This is a genomic window from Bifidobacterium apicola (assembly GCF_042846865.1).
Lineage (GTDB): Bacteria > Actinomycetota > Actinomycetes > Actinomycetales > Bifidobacteriaceae > Bombiscardovia > Bombiscardovia apicola.
Window position 1 is genome coordinate 817,658 of record NZ_BAAFQQ010000001.1, and the last position, 20,086, is coordinate 837,743.

The 20,086-nt window shown below is 58.9% G+C and carries 17 protein-coding genes; 3 read left to right on the forward strand and 14 right to left on the reverse strand.

Going from position 1 to position 20,086, the window contains the following annotated elements:
* Position 1 precedes the first annotated feature (1 nt).
* The 3 genes from ACGG9J_RS03485 to ACGG9J_RS03495 form a co-directional block, all read right to left on the reverse strand.
* Positions 2-2,476 (reverse strand): ATP-dependent DNA helicase RecG, encoded by a 2,475-nt coding sequence (locus tag ACGG9J_RS03485; RefSeq protein ID WP_390133653.1) that lies wholly within the window; start codon positions 2,474-2,476, stop codon positions 2-4.
* Between the two features lie 99 nt (positions 2,477-2,575).
* A complete protein-coding gene (rpmB, locus tag ACGG9J_RS03490) occupies positions 2,576-2,770 on the reverse strand; it encodes a 50S ribosomal protein L28 (RefSeq protein WP_390133656.1) in 195 nt (64 codons plus the stop codon).
* A gap of 124 nt (positions 2,771-2,894) precedes the next feature.
* The gene (locus ACGG9J_RS03495) at positions 2,895-3,920 is read right to left on the reverse strand and encodes a helix-turn-helix transcriptional regulator (protein ID WP_390133658.1); all 1,026 of its coding nucleotides are present in this window, start codon (positions 3,918-3,920) and stop codon (positions 2,895-2,897) included.
* Between the two features lie 436 nt (positions 3,921-4,356).
* Between ACGG9J_RS03495 and ACGG9J_RS03500 the strand changes: the two genes are divergently transcribed.
* Positions 4,357-5,169, forward strand: a complete 813-nt coding sequence (locus ACGG9J_RS03500; RefSeq protein WP_390133660.1) for an ABC transporter ATP-binding protein — start codon at positions 4,357-4,359, stop codon at positions 5,167-5,169.
* Here the strand turns inward: ACGG9J_RS03500 and ACGG9J_RS03505 are convergent.
* The gene (locus tag ACGG9J_RS03505) at positions 5,129-5,806 is read right to left on the reverse strand and encodes a sugar O-acetyltransferase (protein ID WP_458859790.1); all 678 of its coding nucleotides are present in this window, start codon (positions 5,804-5,806) and stop codon (positions 5,129-5,131) included. The genes ACGG9J_RS03500 and ACGG9J_RS03505 overlap by 41 nt on opposite strands.
* A 192-nt stretch (positions 5,807-5,998) precedes the next feature.
* Here ACGG9J_RS03505 and ACGG9J_RS03510 point away from each other — a divergent pair, with 192 nt between their 5' ends.
* Together ACGG9J_RS03510 and ACGG9J_RS03515 are read left to right on the forward strand one after the other, a co-directional pair.
* Positions 5,999-6,451 (forward strand): GNAT family N-acetyltransferase, encoded by a 453-nt coding sequence (locus ACGG9J_RS03510; protein WP_390133662.1) that lies wholly within the window; start codon positions 5,999-6,001, stop codon positions 6,449-6,451.
* A gap of 71 nt (positions 6,452-6,522) precedes the next feature.
* Complete coding sequence (locus ACGG9J_RS03515; RefSeq protein ID WP_390133664.1) at positions 6,523-7,353, forward strand: mechanosensitive ion channel family protein; 831 nt, start codon at positions 6,523-6,525, stop codon at positions 7,351-7,353.
* A 27-nt stretch (positions 7,354-7,380) separates the two neighbouring features.
* Here the strand turns inward: ACGG9J_RS03515 and ACGG9J_RS03520 are convergent, their stop codons facing one another.
* The 10 genes from ACGG9J_RS03520 to leuD all read right to left on the reverse strand — a co-directional run bounded on the left by ACGG9J_RS03520 (position 7,381) and on the right by leuD (position 20,063).
* Positions 7,381-9,699: a DUF4268 domain-containing protein gene (locus tag ACGG9J_RS03520; RefSeq protein WP_390133666.1), complete on the reverse strand. Its 2,319-nt coding sequence runs from the start codon at positions 9,697-9,699 to the stop codon at positions 7,381-7,383.
* Positions 9,626-9,955, reverse strand: a complete 330-nt coding sequence (locus ACGG9J_RS03525) for a DUF262 domain-containing protein (protein WP_390133668.1) — start codon at positions 9,953-9,955, stop codon at positions 9,626-9,628. The genes ACGG9J_RS03520 and ACGG9J_RS03525 overlap by 74 nt, the downstream gene beginning before the upstream one ends.
* A 24-nt stretch (positions 9,956-9,979) precedes the next feature.
* Complete coding sequence (locus tag ACGG9J_RS03530) at positions 9,980-11,128, reverse strand: D-alanine--D-alanine ligase family protein (protein ID WP_390135301.1); 1,149 nt, start codon at positions 11,126-11,128, stop codon at positions 9,980-9,982.
* A gap of 308 nt (positions 11,129-11,436) precedes the next feature.
* Entirely contained in the window at positions 11,437-12,435 is a 999-nt protein-coding gene (locus ACGG9J_RS03535; protein WP_390135302.1) for an NAD(P)H-dependent glycerol-3-phosphate dehydrogenase, read from the reverse strand.
* Between the two features lie 115 nt (positions 12,436-12,550).
* The gene (locus tag ACGG9J_RS03540) at positions 12,551-13,444 is read right to left on the reverse strand and encodes a lysophospholipid acyltransferase family protein (protein ID WP_390133670.1); all 894 of its coding nucleotides are present in this window, start codon (positions 13,442-13,444) and stop codon (positions 12,551-12,553) included.
* A gap of 14 nt (positions 13,445-13,458) precedes the next feature.
* Positions 13,459-14,790: a UDP-N-acetylglucosamine 1-carboxyvinyltransferase gene (gene murA, locus ACGG9J_RS03545; protein WP_390133672.1), complete on the reverse strand. Its 1,332-nt coding sequence runs from the start codon at positions 14,788-14,790 to the stop codon at positions 13,459-13,461.
* Positions 14,791-14,931: 141 nt separating this feature from the next.
* Positions 14,932-15,984: a CPBP family intramembrane glutamic endopeptidase gene (locus tag ACGG9J_RS03550; protein WP_390133673.1), complete on the reverse strand. Its 1,053-nt coding sequence runs from the start codon at positions 15,982-15,984 to the stop codon at positions 14,932-14,934.
* Between the two features lie 103 nt (positions 15,985-16,087).
* Positions 16,088-18,139, reverse strand: a complete 2,052-nt coding sequence (locus ACGG9J_RS03555) for a CPBP family intramembrane glutamic endopeptidase (protein ID WP_390133675.1) — start codon at positions 18,137-18,139, stop codon at positions 16,088-16,090.
* A gap of 167 nt (positions 18,140-18,306) precedes the next feature.
* A complete protein-coding gene (locus tag ACGG9J_RS03560) occupies positions 18,307-19,266 on the reverse strand; it encodes a CPBP family intramembrane glutamic endopeptidase (RefSeq protein WP_390133677.1) in 960 nt (319 codons plus the stop codon).
* Between the two features lie 110 nt (positions 19,267-19,376).
* Positions 19,377-20,063, reverse strand: coding sequence for a 3-isopropylmalate dehydratase small subunit (gene leuD / locus ACGG9J_RS03565; protein ID WP_390133679.1), 687 nt, complete (start codon positions 20,061-20,063; stop codon positions 19,377-19,379).
* Between the last annotated feature and the right edge of the window lie 23 nt (positions 20,064-20,086).

Below are 20,086 nucleotides of genomic sequence, written 5' to 3' on the forward strand. Positions count from 1 at the left end.
TTCAGCTGGAGACCAGGAAACCCTCGTTGCCCCTCATGAAGTCCAGAACGGCGCCGGCCAGCTGCGGCTGTCCGGCCAGAGCAGGGTCGGACTCCAGGAGTTGGCCTGCCTGGGTGCGGGCACGGGAGATCATGGGCGCATCGGTGACCACCCGCAGAAGCTTCAGGGAGGAATGACCGCCGGACTGTGCATCGCCCAGCACGTCACCCGCTCCCCTGATACGAATATCCTCCTCGGCGATTTTGGCTCCGTCAGTGGTATCGCGAATGACCTCAAGCCGCTCGGCAGCCGGAGAATCCGCAGGGGCGCGCGAGATCAGGAAGGCCCAAGAGTCAGTGCCGCCGCGTCCCACCCTGCCGCGCAGCTGATGAAGCTGGGAGAGTCCGAATCGATCGGCATCGAAGATGACAATGCAGGAGGCTTGGGGCACATCCACCCCCACCTCCACTACAGTGGTAGCCACCAGCAGAGGCGTGCGTCCCGAGGCGAAGTCCGCCATGACGGCATTCTTGGTGGCATCGTCGTCTCGCCCGGTCAGCGTGGCCATGGCAATGCCCTGGAACTGCGGCAGGGCGGCCAAGCGCTGGCTCATTTCGGCCACCGAGTGCAGAGGCGGACGCTGGCCACCCCCCTGGTCATCATCAGCCAACAGCTGTGGCTGGGAATCGGATCCGGCGGATTGTACAGGGCGGTCCGAGACAGCAGAAGGGTCATCCTCCTCGTCGATTCGGGCGCAGATGACGTAGGCTCGTTCCCCAGCTTCGATCCGTCGACGCAGGTGCAGGAACATAGCACCCATGGTCGCCCCGTCAGACTCGGCGATGACGTGGGTGCGCACTGGTTTACGGTTGCTGGGCAGCTCGGTCAGGGCAGAGATGTCCAGATCGCCGAACCAGGTCATAGCGGCCGTGCGCGGGATAGGCGTGGCGGTCATGATCAGCAGATGGGGAACACGCTCGGATTTGCGGCGCAGCTCCTCGCGCTGCTCAACCCCGAAACGATGCTGCTCGTCTATGACGGTCAGAGCCAGGTTGGGCGCCTGGAAAGTCTTGGAGAAGGCCGCATGAGTGGCGATGACCATGCAGGGTCGGCCCGAGGCCGAGACAGCCAAAGCAGAGCGACGCTGGGCCAGTCTCATGCCTCCGGTCAGCAGCACCAGAGGCAGCACCAACTGATCCGTCATGCGAATCATGGTGACGTTATCCACAGGCTTATGACGGCCTTCTACAGCACTGGAGGTCACATCGGTGCCCATGGCCTTGAGCATGGCACCAATGGATGCATAGTGCTGCTCGGCCAGCACCTGGGTCGGAGCCACCAAAACCGCCTGATGACCAGCCTGGACCGCCTGGAGCATGGCCACCAGGGCCACCACGGTCTTGCCAGAGCCGACCTCGCCCTGAAGAAGTCGCTGCATGGGCTGATCCTTGGCCATGTCGACGCCGATATCATTGATGACCTGACGCTGGCCATCGGTCAGCTGGAACGGCAGGGAGTCGATGAAACGGGCTGGCAAAGTATCTGCACGGTCAGCTCCCGAATCCGCGCATGGATAAGTGGGCTGCTGCTGAGTCTGGCGGCGGGTCTGCAGAAGGGCTGTCTGCGAGACGAAAGCCTCCTCGTAGCGCAGGGTCTTGCGTGCGGCGGCAAAGTCGTCAGGGCTGTCGGGCGCATGCATGCCCAAGAGGGCACGAGCACGATGCATCAGCCCCTGGTCGACACGGACCTGCTCGGGCAACACATCAGGTATAGATCGGCCCAAGGCTTCTGGATCGATGCGGACCTTGGCACTGGTCTGCCCCTCTTCGGCGGCAGCGACCACAGGAATGGATCCAGTTGAACCACCGGACTGCGCCAGCACACGCAGAAAACCCAGAATGACATCGTGAATATGGTCCGAGGAGATGCGGGAGCTGGCATGATAGACCGGTCGCGGCCGACTGACACGTTCCAAAGCTTCGTCAAGGCTGGCAGACTCGGGCCGAGAAGAGTCAGAAACCTCCTGATCGGCATCGGCCACAACCAGAGTCTCTGGATGGGTGAACTGGAGCTGATCCATGTAGATGCCGGGCTCACCGGCCACGACCAGATCCGCCCCCACCTGAAGCCGACGGACCATCCAGTCCATATATGGCTTCTTATGGGAGAAGAAGACCAACCTGACCGCCAGCGGAGTGCCGCCCCGTCTGCCGGCGAAGGCTGCGTCGTCCACCATCACATCCAGCCGAAAGCCCCGGTGACCGCTCAGCGGCACCAAATGCACCTGATCTACCCTGGCAGCGAAGGCACAGGGCGCACCAAGCCGAATGCCGGCGATAGTGGTGACCTGCATGGGATCAGTGATACGGAAAGGATAATAGGTCAGCGCATCCTCGACCGTGACCACGCCGAGAGCCTTGAGAGCGCTCACCCGACGCCTGTTGGCCACCAGCGAGGCCACGGTGCTGTGCAGACCAACACGAGCCACTGCCGACATACCCGATCACCTCCCGCAAGCGCCGATCATCATCCCTCAGGATGACAAGAACCCCCGGAGTTTGCCCCCGGGGGTCCCAATACGACCGACGAACCGCCCTCAGGCGGCGACGCGCTGCACCTTGCCGGCCTTGAGGCACTTGACGCAGACGCGCAGACGCACGTTCTCACCATCAACGGTGGTGTGCACCGACTGCAGGTTGGGGCGGAAGATGCGCTTGTTCCGGATATGCGAATGAGAAACACTGTAACCGGTCTGCGGGCCCTTGCCGCACACCGCGCAACGAGCTGCCATGATGACTTCCTTTACGTTGTTTTCCAAGTCGTCCCAGGTGCTCCAGGCCGCAGCACAAGGCTACGGATGAACACACAACTTTGTTAGACTACTACATTCCGCCAAGTAAGGCAAATCAACAGTCTCAGGCACGAGGAGGCCTTCGGAAGATGCCGATCAGAGACTGGAGCACTCCGCAGAACACTCCTCCGATGATCCAGATGGCCCAAAATGGGATGCGCCAACCGAAGAGGTTGTCGTAATTGCCGGAGAAGAGCATAGTCAGGGCCACCAGAGTGCAAAGGCCCATGACAGTTCCGCTGATGGCATTGCTTATCCGATGCTCATACCGATAGGCATCCCCACGAACATCGTCGGCGGAATCGGTCTGTCTGTTGTAGGCGCGGAGATTCATCATCCTGTGGACGGTTCCCGCATGGACCAGCAGAAAGATCCCCAGAGCCAGCAGCAGGAAGAAGACGAATCCCCTTACCTGATTGGACCAGCCCCAGATCAGGAATCCGGCAGAGTTGAGCCCCACATCCAAGAGCACGACAGCCAGACCGCAGACCAGTTCCCAGGTAGTCTGCCGGTACACCCGCGAACGCTCCTCATTGGTATAGAAATCCGCTACATAGGGATGCCTGCGGCGAAAATCCCTCCTGGCGGAAGATGCCAGTATCAGACAGGCCAGACCCAGTACGATGCCAATCATCAGAGCAAGAAAGGCCAGGCCTTTCTGTGCGTCGGTCGGCTGGCCGACTGCGGCGAAGAGACCGCTGAAAGCCAGTCCCAGCATGATAAGGGCGATGCCGAAGGCCATCCGAAGACTGTAGGCATTGCTGAAGGATGCGTAACCGGTCACGTCTTCCATAGCAGACTGGACAGGCATAGTGACATGTGCCGTCAAAGCCGTCTGAGCGGGCTCCTGATGGTCTGCCACGGACGCATGCTGCCCGGAACCCGGATGCCGAACATCGCCTAGAACCAGGTCGTCAAGGGTGCAGCCGAAGAGGTCGCAGATGGCCAGGAGCTTGTCCATCTCAGGGTATGCCTTGTCCGACTCCCATTTGGACACCGCCTGGCGGGACACCCCCACCAACATGGCCAGCTGCTCCTGAGTCATGTTGCGTTGCGAACGCAGATACTGCACGTTGGTTCTGAAACTCATGATGTACTTTCTCCCGATCGGCGCAATGCCGATTCAACCAGCAACAAGACCATGATGAAACCTGCAAGGCTCCGAGCGCCACCAGCTTTAGGTTGCGCCTGGCAAAGACACCGACATTAGCCGTCAACTGGCGGTTGCATCCTTGCAGTTCCAAGGAAGCAAGTGGTCAATGAATCCCCATCAGCTTGATGACGGCGCGCCCGTCAACACCCTCCTCCGGCAAGAAATGCATCCTTCGTCCTCCACGATACATGTGATTCGGAAGAGAATGCGAATCCTGCGGACCCCACCCTGAATCGTCCCCGATTCGACCCTGAAAACACCCTGACAGGAGCTCCCGCCATGGTCTTATAGGGGAAGAGCCGCCTGCCGGGTTCCGAATTCAAGCTGAATTGAAGCCAAGGCAGGGCAGACAATGACCGAAAGGAAGGCAAGGATGCAGCATCGGACACCCAAGGATCCATACGCACAGACTCCGCTCATTCTGGACAAGGTCTGCTACGACTACGGAACCCGGCAGAAGCAAGGCACCAGGGTGCTGAACGAAATCAGCCTGGAATGTCAGGCAGGGACCTGGACAGCCATCATGGGTCCTTCCGGCGCCGGCAAATCGACCCTCCTCTATTGCGCCGCGGGGCTGCTCCAGGTCAGGCAGGGCAGGGTGACCATCGCCGGGGAGGACCTGACACGAATGAAAGAGAAGGAGCTGACTCGACTCCGACGCGACCATATCGGCTTCGTCTTCCAGGACTACAACCTGGTCAACGCCTTCACCTGCCTGCAGAACACCATGCTGTCCAGCCTCTTCGGCGGCAGGAGGATTCCCGCTCAAGCAGCCCTGTCTGCCCTGTCAAACGTCGGATTGGAAGGCTACGCCAACACCTATCCGGCCGACATGAGCGGAGGCCAGCAGCAGCGCGTAGCCATCGCCAGGTCTCTTGCCGCCAGTCCGGAGATCATCATGGCCGACGAGCCCACCGGAGCCCTGGACACCCATAGCTCGCGGGAGGTCATGGACCTCTTCGATCTGGCCGTCCGCAGCGGCCAGACCATCCTCATGGTGACCCACGACCCTAACATCGCCGCCCGGGCCCACCGCGTCATCTTCCTCAAGGACGGGCGCATTCAGGCAGTCTGCCCGGGCGGAGACCCACAGACCATAGCCCAGCAGCTGGCCAGCATGGATGCTGTTCCAAACCAGGAGGCCTTCAGCCCTGCCCTGGCAGATCCATCCGATCAGCCTCAGTAATGGTCCGAATTGCCCGGCAGGGCACGCCCACAGCCAGGGAGTCAGGCGCGATGTCATGGGTGACCACGGATCCGGCCCCGATGACCGCCCCATCGCCGATGGTCACTCCCCCAGCCACGGTCACGTTTGATGCCAGCCAGCAGTTGGATCCGATGGTGATCGGAGCGCCCAACTCGTAGTCATAGAGGGAACCATCCTCATGGCGCCTCAGATTCCGCTCCTGCCACCGCAGGGGATGCAGGGGGGTGGCCAGGGTGACGTTGGGACCGATCATCACATCGTCGCCAATCTGCACAGGACAGGTATCCAGAACAGTGAAGTTGAAATTGGCGAAGATGCGCGAGCCGAGCTTGGTGAAGCACCCATAGTCGAAGTAGATGGGCCCCATAAAGTCGACATCCTGACCATGTTCGGGCACCAGCTCGTTCAAGAGCCGACTGCGCAGGTCCCGCTCCTGCTCCGAAGACGCGTTGAAAAGACGGCAAAGTTCGTGAGCCTTGACTCGCAGCTGGTCCAGTTCGGGATCCGAAGCGTCATAGAGCTCGCCAGCAAGCATCCGCTCCCTCTGCGAGCGCCAAGTCCCTTTACCGGCTCCGCCAGCCGCACCTGTCAGTTTCGAGTCCTCGTCCATGGCCATCCCATCGTTCCAGCATTACTTCACTGTCACTGGTGCAAGTTTGCACTGCTTGCAGATTCTCTATCCATGTAATCGTCCGGGTCAGACAGCGAACCCTCTTGTTCATTCGTCATCCGGTTGCGGACATCCGTTCATGCCAAGGATCAGGCTTGGTAGATTGGAGTCAACGGCGGACCATGGCGAGGAGGAAACATGCGGTATGAGGTGAGCGAGGCCATTCCCGAGGGCGCCAAGGCCATTCGTGAGGCCGTATTCGTAGAGGAGCAGGGTTTTCACAACGAGTTCGATCGAACCGACGATGCCAGTCTCCACATCGTGGCCTATGACGGGGATAAGCCCGTCGGGGTATGCCGAATCTTCCCCGACCGCGACAAGACATGGACCCTTGGTCGGCTGGCCGTTCTGAAGCCCTACCGCGGTCAGCACCTGGGCGCCAATTTGGTAGCCAAGGCTGAGGAAACCGCTCGGAACCACGGGGCCGACCGGCTCACACTCCACGCCCAGGAACGGGTGGCGGGCTTTTATAAGTCCTTGGGCTATAGGGACATGGACATTCACGACCAGGACGAGGGATGCCCGCACATGTGGATGGACAAGCATCTAACGGTCGGTGTCGGAAACGAGTCAGAGGACCAGGCCCGATGAATCTGACCATCAATTTTGCCAGCAAAGTTTCAGCCCAAGCCAGAACAAGCATCACCACGAATAAGGATCCCATGGGAAGGTCAGAACAGGCCATTTCCAGCTTCAGCGATGCCGTCATCTACTGGTTCCGCCAGAATTTCGGAAAGATCGTCCTTCTGATCGTCGTGGCTGTCTGCGCCGCGCTGATCTCGAAGATCGTAACAGCAGCCATGCGACGTGCCCTGGAACGGACCAACCTGCCCAGTGCCTCCATCTTCGTCAACATCGTCCGCGCCCTGATATGGATCTTCGCTGCTGCCACAGTCCTGCAACCCGTCTTCGGAATCAACCCATCCACAGTGGTCGCCGCCCTAGGCGTCAGCGGTCTGGCCCTTTCCTTCGGATTGAAGGATACGATCGCCAATATCGTCGGCGGCTTCGGACTGATGGTCAGCAAGGTGGTTCAGCCAGGAGACATCATCACCATCCAGGGCACCACCGGAACCGTCCGCGATGTGACCTGGCGGCATACCATCATCATCGACAGGACCGGCAACCAGTTGCTGATCCCCAACTCCATCCTCAATACCACGGCGCTTGAGAAAATCACCGAGGCCGGCGAGGCCGCCACCACGGTCCCCTTCACCCTGCGAGGGGATGCCAATATAGCCGTGTCCTCCCGTTCCATTGCACAGGTGGTGGCCCATGCGACCAGGGAGATGGCCATGCCAGCCAACCCGCCCATTGTCCAGCTACAGGGTTTCACCCCTTATGGCATCAAGGGCCAAGTGGTTATGTTCGCCAAGCAGGGTGTCATCGCCGCCGACATACAGGATGCCGCCACCCGTGCTCTGGCCGGCCAGGACTACCTGGTCCAGGAGGCCGAGCTTCAATCGGGGAAAAGTATAGGCCAAGTCAACTGATTGCTGTAGGTCTTCGCTTTGAATCACCTAGCGGACATATTTGCTGACACCTTTCATCTTCAGCAAGGCATCAGCCAGCCAAAGGTAAACGTCATCCCATTGATCTTGTTTGTAATCAGTATGCCTCGTCAAAGTCAGGTGGCGTGACTTCTTGTCTACGTCCTGATCATCCCAGTCCAAGTCACCCTCCTGGCCTGACAAGTCACTCTCGACTTGAGACTTTTGCTCAAGGAAGTCCGCATATTGCACAGGATCATGAAAGAGGAATTCAACAGTGGCGTACCCGTCCCTGATGCCGATGAGGCCTGCCAGATTGCAGCCGGACACAGGCGAGCCGAAGCTCAGCAGGTACCTCGTATGGTCGGCTCTGGTAAAGGCCGAGCCAAAAGCGGCCATGAAGTCATTCCTGGCTTTGCAGAAGTCAACGAATCCATCCCAGAACATGGCTCGCAACTTCGAACGGTCCAAAGACTCCATATCACCTTGCGAGACCCGGTAACGAGAACGAAGATCGTCAAGGCTGATGCCTCCACGTCCCCAGAACGTCCAGCCATTGATTGAGCTGCTGCTCGCCCCAGCCAATTTGAGAACATGCGAAGCCGCTGACGAGGGACTGTCAAATTCACGCTCGTCCGAGACCTTAATCATCATCTCTTCAGTTATGAGAGCACTGGCCTCATACTTGCGGGAAAGACTTTCAAGTTGATCGCCGGGTTTCAGCAGGCCACTAGCACCCAACATGTGCAAAGAAACCGTCTTTGCCGAAATCTTCGCCTGCTTATCAGATTGGTACTTGTCGATAGTCGCTCGATCGATCTTGGGCATAGGCCAGACTGTCAGAGCCTCGTCTGCCAGTAGGCGCGTCCTGGCCTCGATGGATTCAGCGTTCCAAGTCTTGGCATCACCCAACCCATGCGAAATAAACAGGTATTCATTCTGATATCCGCCGACAATTCGACGCTGTTTCGCTTCAAAAAGCCCATCTGAGAGTTCAGAGTTATAAGCGGTCAGCGTCAAATTTCCGAGTTTATTAACATGCTCAGCAAAGACTCTTTCGCAATCAGCGCCCAGCATCTGCCGCCACTGTTCATGAGCAAGCGCATTCTGAGGCAGAATATGCTCAATAGTGAGGCTCCCTGAGGAAAAGTCAATAGGATTCTTAGGATGGTGCGCATTTTCCAGTGTCGTCAACATGTAATAACAACGCGAAAAGGGATAGAAGTCGCGCGAAAGAAGAGTCTGACGAAATTCATTGTCATCAGGCATCCGATGGCTTGTTCCATCACCGCCCAGCAAGGCTGCCTCGAAAGCCTGCCGATAGCCGGGTGACCCATCCTCCTTTATCTGCCTGAGACGCGCTATGACCGAAAGTGAAAACCTGTTCAGCCCATTGCTCGATATCTGACAGGCAATGCGACGGAAGAGATAACTCTCCAATAGCTTCAACATGGATACAAAATCACTGCGGCTGAAGAGACCGTCCCCCTCCTGGTAATCATCCAAAAGGGTCATGAGCAGGGGGTTGATGACGGACATATTCAGAGCATGAATACGGCCAAGCAATCGATCTATTTCAGGATCTTCCCCCGAGCTTGAAGCAATGCGCGAATAGTACCCGGCAAACTTAATCATCTGATCAAGGAGTCCGACTATCTGACCATCGTTATCGTAGCCGTTGTTGGTCGCATAGTCTTTAAAGAACTGGTATACGTCGCGTGCAGGCACTGGTCTAGGTGCGTTGATAATGGCAAGCCAGTCATGGAGAAAGTCATCAAAAACGTCATCATAGACGTCCACGCCAAGCGCTATTTCAATTCGTCTCCAGTGATCTTCATACAACTTTCCCTGCATCTCCAAGGGCTGCCTCATGAGCACATAATTACGAACCAGATCTGCAGTCGATAGCTCCTTGCCAGTCGAGTTCATGGACTCGAAAATAGCCTGTGGATCATCCTGACCCTGCGTCAAGGAGATCGATACCACCTCCAAGCGCCTGAGTCCGGCCCACACACTGTTCGGGTCTTTCATGTCCTCTAATTGATGGCTGAACCAACAGAGGTTGTCGATGAGTCTATGGGACTCACCCATAATCGAAGCTTTAGGATCTTCCAAATGGTGGATGATGGACCTGTATGTGTCACGATCACCCTGTGAAAGGCACAAACGATAATGCCCTTCGCCTTCCCTGCAGGAATCGATCAAATATTCGCTTTTGAGTTTTTCGCAGGAAAACTGCAGCTCATTGCCCTGATCTTGATGACTGCGTGCATAGTCAGCAAGGGCTGCTAGGAGAAGATTGACAGTTGTGATTCTCTGCTGACCGTCGATAATAAAGGCAGATGTCACCCCATCGGCCCCCCATGGTGCCTTTTTGGATCCATACCACTGAACCCATGAAATGGGCGCTTTTGCTTAAACGCCCAATATCAAGCACATCGTTCCAAAGCTGCTCGCATTGTTGCTCATCCCATGAATAGGGGCGCTGATATACAGGGACGATAAAGCGCTTGCCCCTATCGGCAATCAGACTCAGCAGTTCAACGGGACCAGCATCCATGGGGAACCTTGCCTTACCAGCGAGTACAACGGCGAACGCTCCCATTATAGGAAGCACTCACTGCCACATTCAGGCCGATACGCCCTCAATCAGATCGGTGATCAGATCAGTGTAGGTGATCCCCGTGGCCTCCCAAGCCTTGGCATACATGGAGATAGGCGTGAAACCAGGCATGGTGTTGATCTCGTTGACAATGACCCTGCCCTCGGGGGTTACAAAGCAGTCCACACGGCTCAGACCGGCCCCGTCCACGGTTCTGAAGGCCTTGGCGGCCAGGTCGCGAACTTTCTGAAGAGTCTCCTTTGGCAGGTCCGCAGGAACCTCTACATGGGATGCGGACGAGTCTACATACTTGCTGTCGAAATCATAGAAGGCCTCATCCTGACCAGCCTTGTCCAGCACCACCTCGCCAGGCCAGGCTGTACGGGGCTTTCCGTCCTTGCCGAAGGCGAGCACAGCGCACTCGATCTCCCGCCCTTCGATGCCCTCCTCTATCAGGACCCGCCAGTCGTGCCTTGCGGCCTCGTCGACTGCAGCAGCCAGGGCTTCGCCTTCGGGCTCTTCTACCTTGACCACACCAAAGCTGGATCCTGCACGGGAAGGCTTGACGAAGAGCGGGTAATGCAGCCCCATCTTCTCTACTGTGGCCAGCAGGTCGGCCCCGGACCGCTGTTGACGGGAGTCAATAGTAAGGCCGGGAGCCACGGGTATACCGGCTTGGCTGAGCAGAATCTTGGTGTAGTGCTTGTCCATGCATACGGCAGAAGCGAAGACCCCGCATCCGACGTAGGGCAGACCCATCATTTCAAGCATGCCCTGCAGGGTGCCGTCCTCACCGTAAGGGCCGTGAAGCACTGGGAAAACCGCGTCAACATGTCCCAAAGGCTCCAAGGAGCCGACTGTGCTGGAAGGTTGGGCACCAGAGATCAGATCAGCATGATCGCCGATCAGAAAACCCTCCCTGCCACGGGCCATGTCAAGGATGACCGGACGGCTGCCTTCGGTTATCTGCACCGTTGGCAGACTGGCACCGCCCAGACTCCACTGCCTGGGATCCTGACCGCCTATGGTCCATCGACCGTCCTTGGTGATGCCGATGGGGATGGGCTCATATCGGTCGGTATCGATGGCATTGAGCACACCGGCCGCCGACACGCAGGATATGGAATGTTCGTCGGCACGTCCGCCATAAAGCACCACAACACGTTTCCTGACCATCATCCCTCGGCTTTCCTCATCCTGGACATGATTTTCAACCTCACGCACCTGCCCGAGCAGATACATCATTCAAGACAGCAGAATATCCCCTCGGCAGGCTGCGAGACCTGGACACAGTCGCTCATCCACAAGCTTGGCACGAACAGGCATGATAGGGCTGATACAGGAACCAGGCAAACCAGACGCGCAGCTCGATTTGGAAACCGTTTATCACCGATCAAAAGGTCGATAGCTCACGCTTCACAACCTTCGTACACCCTATAGCCCCCAGGATTTTCTTATGTGCACCATTCTGATGGTCGTCGGACTCATTCTGCAGTAATCTGCCCACCGTACAGCTCGTTGATCATGCCCCGGCAGCTCAGACCCTGATCCAGTACATGGCTCATAGCCGTAGCCAGCGGGGTCGCCACCCGATAACGCCTGCCCAAGGCGACGACAGCACCGGTTGTGGGAACGCCTTCGGCTACGCCTTTGCTGACGCGAGTGGCTTCCTCAATGCTTTTGCCCTGGCCCAGATTAAAACCGAAGGTGTAGTTTCTGCTCAAAGGTGATCCGCAGGTGGCCACCAAGTCGCCGACCCCGGCAAGACCGGCGAAGGTCTTGGACTTGGCACCACAGGCTTCCCCCAGGGCAGTGAGCTCAGCCAGGCCCCTGGCCTGGATCATGGCGGCCGTATTCTCTCCGAATCCAGCCCCCCGTGCCATCCCCACAGCCAGCGCAGTGACGTTCTTCAGCGACCCGCACATTTCCAAGCCGATCACATCATCCGAGACGAAGGCCTTGAAATAGTCGGTTGTGCATGCACGGGCCACTCTCATAGCGGTGTCGGCATCAGCGCTGGCAACCACAGTGGCGCTCGGCTCACGGGCGGCCACCTCCTTGCTCAGGTTGGGTCCGGAGACGGCTGCAAACCTGACCGGATCCAGATCCAGCGTCTGGCAGACCACCTGATCCATCCGCCTGTCGGTGTCCCGTTCAATCCCCTTCATCAGGGAAACCGCAAGAGCATCATGACCCAGCAGATCCTTAAATTCTCTCAAGGCCTCGCAGGCATGCTGAGCAGCTATGGCGACAACCACGATTTCAGCCCCCGCGACGGCCTTGGTCCGGTCGCCCTCAGCGGTGATGGCATCGGGCAGCCTCTTCACTGTCGGCAGACGACGGGCATTCGAATGTTGACTGTTGATTTCCGCTACGACATCCGGGTCAATGTCCCACATGACCACCTGGTTGCCTGCATCGGCGAGTACCTGGGCAAAAGCGGTTCCCCATGCGCCTGCTCCCAATACCGCGATCTTCGTCATCATTCTCCTTTGCATAATGCCGTGCGCACGGGAACGCCGACCAGCAACCTCATTCTTGTCCCTCCCATCCTATGACACGACCGCCAGACAGGGGAATTGGATGTGGGTTCCCGCCTTATTGTTCGCTTCTGGGCCGACGGGTCATAGTCACATAATCGAAGTACCCAGCTGCAGGGGGCTCCTCGCCACGGATCTCGGCCATGACCTCCTCCATCCTGTTGCGCAAGCGGACACAGAGTGCATGTACGGCCTGCTTGGGGGGTTCCGCTCCCCACTGATCCATATCTTCAAGCAGGTCGGAATAGTCAAGAAGTCGGTCATAGCACATGACCACGTTCTTGCGAGGCCAGGGCCACTTGTGGTTGATCGAAGCCGCCCCCCAGGTGATGCTGGGATAAAGAGGAACCATTCGGCCAAGCTGCCGCGAGGCCTCCAAGGCAATGAATCCGACCCCGGGCTTGAGCGACATGGGCCACTTCAGGGGGTCACGGGTCACGGTGCCCTCCGGCCAAATGGTCAAGGGCCTGCCCGAGGTGATGATGCCGATCGATTCCTCCTCAATCGGTCTGGCCTTGCCCGACTTACGCTCGACCGGCTGCATGCCCACCATACGGAACCAGCTGCCGATCAAGGGCCAATGGGCCATCTCGGCCTTGGCCATATAGCGGGGACGACGACCCTGGTGGAAAAGGGCCATCATGGGAATGAAGACGTCGAACTGGGTCACGTGGGTGGCAGCAGTGATAAAGGGGCCAGTCTGCGGCACCTGCTCCAGTCCCCAGGCATAGACCCGACAGGAGTCACGCACCACCTGGGAGACCCCCCGCAATAGACGGGTAGTGCCCACCGGGTGCTGACCGTCTATCTCGTCCAGGGCCGGTGTGCGGCGGCCAGTGGGATAATAGCGGGTTGGATCCACTAACCTATGCCGCTGGGCCAGCAGTGCCACCTGTTGGTCGGACAGGGCAGGCACTGCAGACCGAGGAGAGGGTTTGCCTTTGGAAGCCATCAGTGTCTGCCGGATCAGTCGATCTGCGCGTCCAAGGCCAGCAGCTTGTCACGGAAGTCCTCGTAGCCGCGATCGATCAGGGAGATGCCATGGACGGTAGAGGGGCCGGAGGCCGTCAGTGCAGCAATCAGGTGGCTGAAGCCGCCACGCAGGTCGGGCACGTCGATGTCCTGGCCGGTCAGCGGGGTGGGCCCGAAGATGACGGCCGAGTGGTTGAAATTGCGCTGCTGGAAGCGGCAGGGCAGGGATCCCAGGCACTCCTTGTAGAGCTGGATGGTGGCGCCCATCTGAATCAGCGGTTCGGTGAAGCCGAAGCGATTTTCATAGACGGTCTCGTGAACAATGGAAAGCCCCTTGGCCTGGGTGAGGGCCACCACCAGGGGCTGCTGCCAGTCGGTCATGAACCCGGGGTGCACATCGGTCTCGATGGCCACGGGCCGCAGGTCGCCGCCTGGATGCCAGAATCGGATGCCGTCATCGCGCACATCGAACTGGCCGCCGATCTTGCGGAAGACATTCAGGTAGGTCATCATGTCGGGCTGGTGGGCACCCTTGACCATGATGTCGCCATGGGTGGCCAGGGCGGCTGAGGCCCAGGAAGCGGCCTCAATCCGGTCGGGCAGGGAGGTATGGGTAAAGCCCTTCAAGGAGGGCACCCCCTCGATGCGGATGGTCCGGTCCACGTCCACCGAGATCTGGGCGCCCATCTTCTGCAGGACCGCCACCAGGTCCATGATCTCGGGTTCAGTAGCCGCCCCTGACAGCTCGGTACGGCCTTCGGCCAGGACGGCCGCCAGCAGGGTCTGCTCCGTCGCGCCCACAGAGGGGTAGGGCAGGTGGATCTTGGCTCCGTGCAGCCCGTCCGGCGCGGTGATGTGGATGCCGGCCTCATGCTCCTTATCGACATTGGCACCCAGCTTGCGCAGGGTCTCCAGATGGAAATCGATGGGCCGGCTGCCGATGCGGCATCCACCCAGAACGGGGATGAACGCCTCCCCCATCCGATGCAGAAGCGGTCCGGAGAAGAGGATGGGAATGCGGGAAGAGCCCGACAGGGTGTCCACATCAGCCACGTCGGCCAGCTCCACATGACTGGCATCGATGGTGACCACACCCTCCTGGGGACGGACATCCACCTTGACCCCGTGCAGCCTCAGCAGGTCCGAGACCACATGGACATCGCGGATCTCAGGCACGTTCTTGAGCACCGACACATCAGGAGCCAGCAGAGCAGCCACCATGGCCTTGCTGACGAAGTTCTTGGCCCCGCGGACCTGTATAGTGCCATGCAGGGGCCTGCCGCCCACCACATGCAGCACATCATTCTGTGTATTCACCTTGGGCATACATCGGCTTCTTTCTCGTATCCGCTCAGAGCCGGGCTTTGGCGCATCATCGGCCCCTATCTGCAAGTCTGCCACAGGGGGTGTGGGGACACCGTGAATTGTCGCCTGAGGCATAGATCGTCCACACCGGCCAGACACTGTTCAGGCGCCGGTCGGGACGAAGGGGATGAGCATGGTCAAGCCCATGATCAGCAGGAAGAAGATGAAGAAAGGGCAGGCCCAGGCGCCATAGACATTCGCATACGTGCGGTTGTTCCGCAGGAAGGCGGCAATCCGATGACGGCCCAAATAGAGGACCAGGATGGCCGCCAGCATGCCTGCCAGCATCATAAGCACGATCACATAGGAGGACATGTTGTCGCTCATAAAGCTGAGGAGGAATTCCAGCCCGTCGCTGACAACCAAGTTGTTGAACATGTGCAGAGCTATGGACCAGAATATGGAGTATTCGCAAGCCAGATAGCCTAAAAGCAGACCCATGATAAAAGCAAAGAATCCCTGGCCCAGGTCACCGTGGAAGAAGCCGAACATTACCGCAGAGGTAACGATGGCGAAGACATGGCCATAGGGCTTCAATGCGTGCATGATAGCCCCTCTGAAGACCAGCTCCTCGATGATGGGGGCCAGCAGACCAGCGTAGATGAACATGGGTATGGTACCTGAGGCCTGCTGAATCTGCTCGGTCGTGGTCCAGGACTGCTGCACTCCCAGCCGAGCCGCAGTCCAGTCCATGCCTGACTGATACCAGTCGCCCAGGGTCTGCCCGGTAAGCGTCAGCGCAAAACACCCCAGCAGAACCTGCCAAGTCATGGGATGCAGATCGGTGTGGAAGATGCCCAGAGGGCCTGAGTTGCAGATCTGGCGACGTCGTGTGAATACCAGGAAGCAGAGTGCGGTGCAAGAGGCGACCAGGTTGATGATGCCTCCGTATTCATCTTCGGCATGATCGATGATATACATGAACCCGGAGTGGGCACGCACCGGATCGAAGACGGCATTCCACTCCATCTGAGCCATGACACCGAACAGACAGCCGACGCTGTCAGTGACGAGCAGGTATACCAGCAACAAGGCGGATTGACGGTTGAGCATCTCCCTGGCGGCACTCATCCATACGTGATCCGCCATGCCGCGCCTGGGCTTCTGAGTCTGCCCGATCACCGACGCATTGGCCGCCATCGCTGTCTGCCCCATATCACCATGCCCTTTCATGCTCCTCTGCAGGTTTGGCCATCCGGTACCGGCCTCCAGCTGGTCCAAGTCTACGCCACCACTGGCGGCACCAATATGACACGCTCTAAAGCAGGCCGGGGACGAACTTGAAAACGGTCAGCAGCAGGCAGAGCAACGAATAGAACAGGAACCAGGGCTGCCTCCAGGAAGCGTATGTTCCTTTAGGGGCTCGATAACGCCGCCGGTATTCCAACAAACTAACGCGGTGCAGGAAGAACATGACCAAACCAGCCAGGACCAGCGCCAGCGCCACTGCCAAAACCGGCAAGCGAACGGTTCGCGGGGCGCTGGCCAGATAACGTTCAGGCAGGCCGCTGAAAAGCAGATCGCCGACCATACGGGCTCCGATGGCCCAGATCAGACCATACTCCAGGGAGCAGTACCCCAGCGCCAGCCCCAGTAGAAAGATCCAAAACCCGGAGACGAAATCACTCTGCAACAGGGCGCAGAGCAGGGACGCAGTCAGGATGGCGAAGACCCGTCCAAACCGGCGCAGTCCGTTGAGGATAATGCCGCGAAAGACCAGCTCCTCAGACAGAGGAACCAACAGAAGGGCGTATATGATCATGATCGGCGAGGATGCTGCGGTAATCAGCATGCTGCGCGAGGCCAGGGAAGGGATGTGCAGCAGGGGGCAGAAGTAGTTGAAGAACTTGTTCAGCTCATAAACCATTCCCTGACCCAGCAGAAGCACCGCTGCAAGGGCAAACAGAGCCGCAGGCGTCATTTTTCGACCAATGTGCCAGCGGACGGCGTCCTGACCTCGCTGATCCACACCTCGAATAACGCTCCACTCTGAAATGCAGGCATAGGTCAGCGCCAGCAGGGCCGATATCAGGGTAACCCCGTCAGAAAAGAGGGAGGCGAATTCAGGCGCCTTGCTCCGCTCCATGAGGAGCGGCTGGATCATCCCTGAACCAATCATGATCACCAGAACGGATATGGCCAGGTAGACGAAGGCAAAGGCTGCGTGACCGTTGACGGCGTGCAACACCCCCGCACTGGCTCTGTAGGAGGTGGACTTGTCTGCCACCTGAGCGGTCACCGTTTCCTGACCGCCAGGAGCAGAGGACGAAACGGCTTGACTATCAGCGTCGTCACCGACACCTGCCTTATGCTGGGCAACGACCCGTCGAGTAAAACGGGCCCAACGCCGCCGATGATTGGTTTCATCGGCAATGGATCCGGCAAGAGCACCGTCCTGTTCCGAAATCTCTGAACCAGCGACAAGCGAATCCCAGTCGGTGTCTAGGGGACGGATGGCAACCGGTTGATCAGCGAACGCCAGAGGAGTCGGAGACACTTGAACCGAAGCTGCGGGCTTCTCTGCCAAATCAGCGGCTGCAGGTGCAGGGGGTACGCGATCCGGCTTCGCAGGCATTGAATTCTCATTGGAATAAGTCGAAGTTGCCCCATCCGCGACTGCCGAATTGGACTCGGCCGACTCGGCAAGAGAAGAGGCGGAAGCAGACGAAGCCTTGGCGACGGAAGCCACGGACTTGTCTGCGCGTCTGCTTGCAGACGACTTATGACGTTTGCGCGTATTCCAGGAGAAGACCTGAGCATTGCGTGTCTCCGGCCTGGCCCATGACCAGACGACCTTGTCGGCAGGCCGCTGCGGCTGTTCCGGAATATCCATGGCCTTTGGAGCCCCCGACTCTGGGCGAACCGCTATATGCCGCAGGCCCGGCCCCTGGCCAGACCCATGCTGATCGTGCCCATCGACCGGCGGATCCATCGGAGTAGATGCGGAAACCTTCAACTGACTGGCCTTAGTGACCGAGGCCAGAAAATCACCGGCTTCTGGAAGCGCCGAAGGCTGTTCGCCAACTGGCAAAGCCCCCTTGCACCCGTCATCAGTTTGCAGAAACGTATTCGTTCGATGCGCAATCCGCCCTGGATCGACCACGCCGTCATCCACAGCCTCCCCTGGCAGGCTCGGTTGCGGCGGTTCAACAGACTCCTCCCGATAGTCCCAGTGACGGGCAAAATCCTTGTCGCCGGTGCGACTTGCGGTCCTGAGAGCAAAAGAGGGGCGCGACACCTTCCAGTGCTTCTGATCGTGCCGGACATCGGCAGGCTGGCTACCGCTGTTGCGATGCTCATCATCCCTCATGCGTCGACGATCCTTTCCCCTTGTACACTACCGAACGGCCATAAGGGCGCCCAGCGGCATGAATCGCTCCCCACGTTCATGTCACTGGCACTACAAACCAGATGCAGCCCTACATTGTCGCTCCTTAAAGGAATCCCGACAAAAAGCCAGCAAGATCGACCGCCCGGTCACCCCAGTCCTGGCACGAATTCGCTCAGGGCCATCAGCAGGCAGGCCAGGCAGAAGAGCAGGAACCACGGCGCCCTCCAAGAGGCATAAATACCCTTGGGAGCACGATTGACACGGCAGTAATCTCGCAGGGCGCGCAGCTTGACCAGCAGGCCGATGACCCCGATCAGCAAGACCAGCATCATGAGCAGACCCAATCCGATGCGGAGCACCTCGGGCGCCAAGGGCATGTACTTGGCCAGCAGGCCCGAGGAGAAGGCATTGTTGAGCATGTGCACCAGCAGGGACCAGACCAGCCCATACTCCATGGCCAGATAACCCAGAACCAGGCCTGAAATGAAGCCGAACAGACCCTGGACCAAGGAACCATGCATGAAGCCGAAGAGTAAAGAAGAAGTAATAATAGCGAAGACCCGGCCAAAGCGGCGCAGGCCATTCATAATGACCCCGCGAAAGACCAGCTCCTCAGCAAAGGGCCCCAGCAGAATGCCATAGAAGAGCATGATCGGCGTGTCCAGGCCGCCGTCGCTGGATGCGGCCGGCGGGTGCAGCCCAGTACCGGAGAGGACGGTCCTCAGCCCGGAGTCGGCCACTCCAGCCGCCAGCTGACTGAGGAAGAAGCAAGCCAAGGCGATGATCAATGCCAGCAGGCTGAATCGTCGAGCGGTCACCCATCGCACCTGGTCCTGGCCATGGCGTTCGCGGCCCACGATGACCGGCCATTGACTGATCAAAGCAAACAGCAGGGCCAGCACTACAGAGGCGACTACGGTCCAGTCTCCCAGGCGACCGTTGAGCTCCGCCTTGGAAGCGTGCGGGAAGAGGGCAGGCAGAACCACCTTGGCTCCCAAAAGGCCCGCCAGAGTCTCAATAGCCACATAAACGAAGGCAAAGGCGCTCAGAACGTTCACCGCCCGTCTGACGCCCAAGCCGTGCACATCACCTCTGCTGTGCCTCATAATTACCGCCCTTCTTCGCTGCCAGCGGGTCATGGCCGGCCCGGCTGTCATAGTCCATGCTAAGCGAAGAGAGGGCGAATGCCTTTCATATGAGGGCACCGGCCAGTCGGTCAGATGATACCGCGGTCAGCCAGCGGTCCAGGCCAGTCGATCTGGCCCTCCCTGGCCGGAGTGACCGGTTCTTCAGCCAGGTGCTGGGCCGGCAGGGTGCGTGGCTTGAAGGGGAAGCGCTCGGCCCTCATGCGCTCATAGGCGCGGATGTCATCCTCATGCTGCAGAGTCAGATCGATGTCATCATAGCCGTTCATAAGCCGCCAACGCACATAGTCGTCCACCTGGAAGGGCAGGGTCACGTCCGTGCAGGTGACTGTGCGCGCGCCCAGGTCTACGGTCATCTCGGTGCCGGGATCCTCTTCCAGGAGCTTCCAGAGCAATTCCACTGACTCCTGGGGCATGATGGCGGCCAGAACACCGTTCTTGGCGGTGTTCCCATAGAATATATCGGCGAAGCGGGGAGCAATTACCACCCGGAAGCCGTAGTCCCGCAGAGCCCAGACCGCATGCTCACGCGAGGAGCCGATGCCGAAGTCCGGCCCGGCCACCAGAATGCGTGCACCTGAGTATTCAGGCCGGTTCAGCACGAAATTCGGATCCCTTCGCCAGGCGTAGAAGAGGGCATCCTCGAAGCCGGTCTTTTTCACCCGCTTCAGGAATACGGCGGGGATGATCTGATCGGTGTCGACGTTGGAGCGGCGCAAGGGCACTCCAACCCCGGTTACAACGGAAAGTGGCTCCATGATGACCTCCTGCCTGCTGGATG

Coding starts and splice junctions, on each gene's coding strand:
- ACGG9J_RS03485 (WP_390133653.1), bottom strand. CDS start 2,476: ATGTCGGCAGTGGCTCGTGTTGGTCTGCACAGCACCGTGGCCTCGCTG.
- ACGG9J_RS03500 (WP_390133660.1), top strand. CDS start 4,357: ATGCAGCATCGGACACCCAAGGATCCATACGCACAGACTCCGCTCATT.
- ACGG9J_RS03530 (WP_390135301.1), bottom strand. CDS start 11,128: ATGGTCAGGAAACGTGTTGTGGTGCTTTATGGCGGACGTGCCGACGAA.
- ACGG9J_RS03555 (WP_390133675.1), bottom strand. CDS start 18,139: ATGAGGGATGATGAGCATCGCAACAGCGGTAGCCAGCCTGCCGATGTC.
- ACGG9J_RS03495 (WP_390133658.1), bottom strand. CDS start 3,920: ATGAGTTTCAGAACCAACGTGCAGTATCTGCGTTCGCAACGCAACATG.
- murA (WP_390133672.1), bottom strand. CDS start 14,790: ATGCCCAAGGTGAATACACAGAATGATGTGCTGCATGTGGTGGGCGGC.
- ACGG9J_RS03550 (WP_390133673.1), bottom strand. CDS start 15,984: ATGGGGCAGACAGCGATGGCGGCCAATGCGTCGGTGATCGGGCAGACT.
- ACGG9J_RS03540 (WP_390133670.1), bottom strand. CDS start 13,444: ATGGCTTCCAAAGGCAAACCCTCTCCTCGGTCTGCAGTGCCTGCCCTG.
- ACGG9J_RS03515 (WP_390133664.1), top strand. CDS start 6,523: ATGGGAAGGTCAGAACAGGCCATTTCCAGCTTCAGCGATGCCGTCATC.
- ACGG9J_RS03560 (WP_390133677.1), bottom strand. CDS start 19,266: ATGAGGCACAGCAGAGGTGATGTGCACGGCTTGGGCGTCAGACGGGCG.
- ACGG9J_RS03510 (WP_390133662.1), top strand. CDS start 5,999: ATGCGGTATGAGGTGAGCGAGGCCATTCCCGAGGGCGCCAAGGCCATT.
- ACGG9J_RS03535 (WP_390135302.1), bottom strand. CDS start 12,435: ATGACGAAGATCGCGGTATTGGGAGCAGGCGCATGGGGAACCGCTTTT.
- rpmB (WP_390133656.1), bottom strand. CDS start 2,770: ATGGCAGCTCGTTGCGCGGTGTGCGGCAAGGGCCCGCAGACCGGTTAC.
- ACGG9J_RS03505 (WP_458859790.1), bottom strand. CDS start 5,806: ATGGCCATGGACGAGGACTCGAAACTGACAGGTGCGGCTGGCGGAGCC.
- ACGG9J_RS03525 (WP_390133668.1), bottom strand. CDS start 9,955: ATGGGAGCGTTCGCCGTTGTACTCGCTGGTAAGGCAAGGTTCCCCATG.
- leuD (WP_390133679.1), bottom strand. CDS start 20,063: ATGGAGCCACTTTCCGTTGTAACCGGGGTTGGAGTGCCCTTGCGCCGC.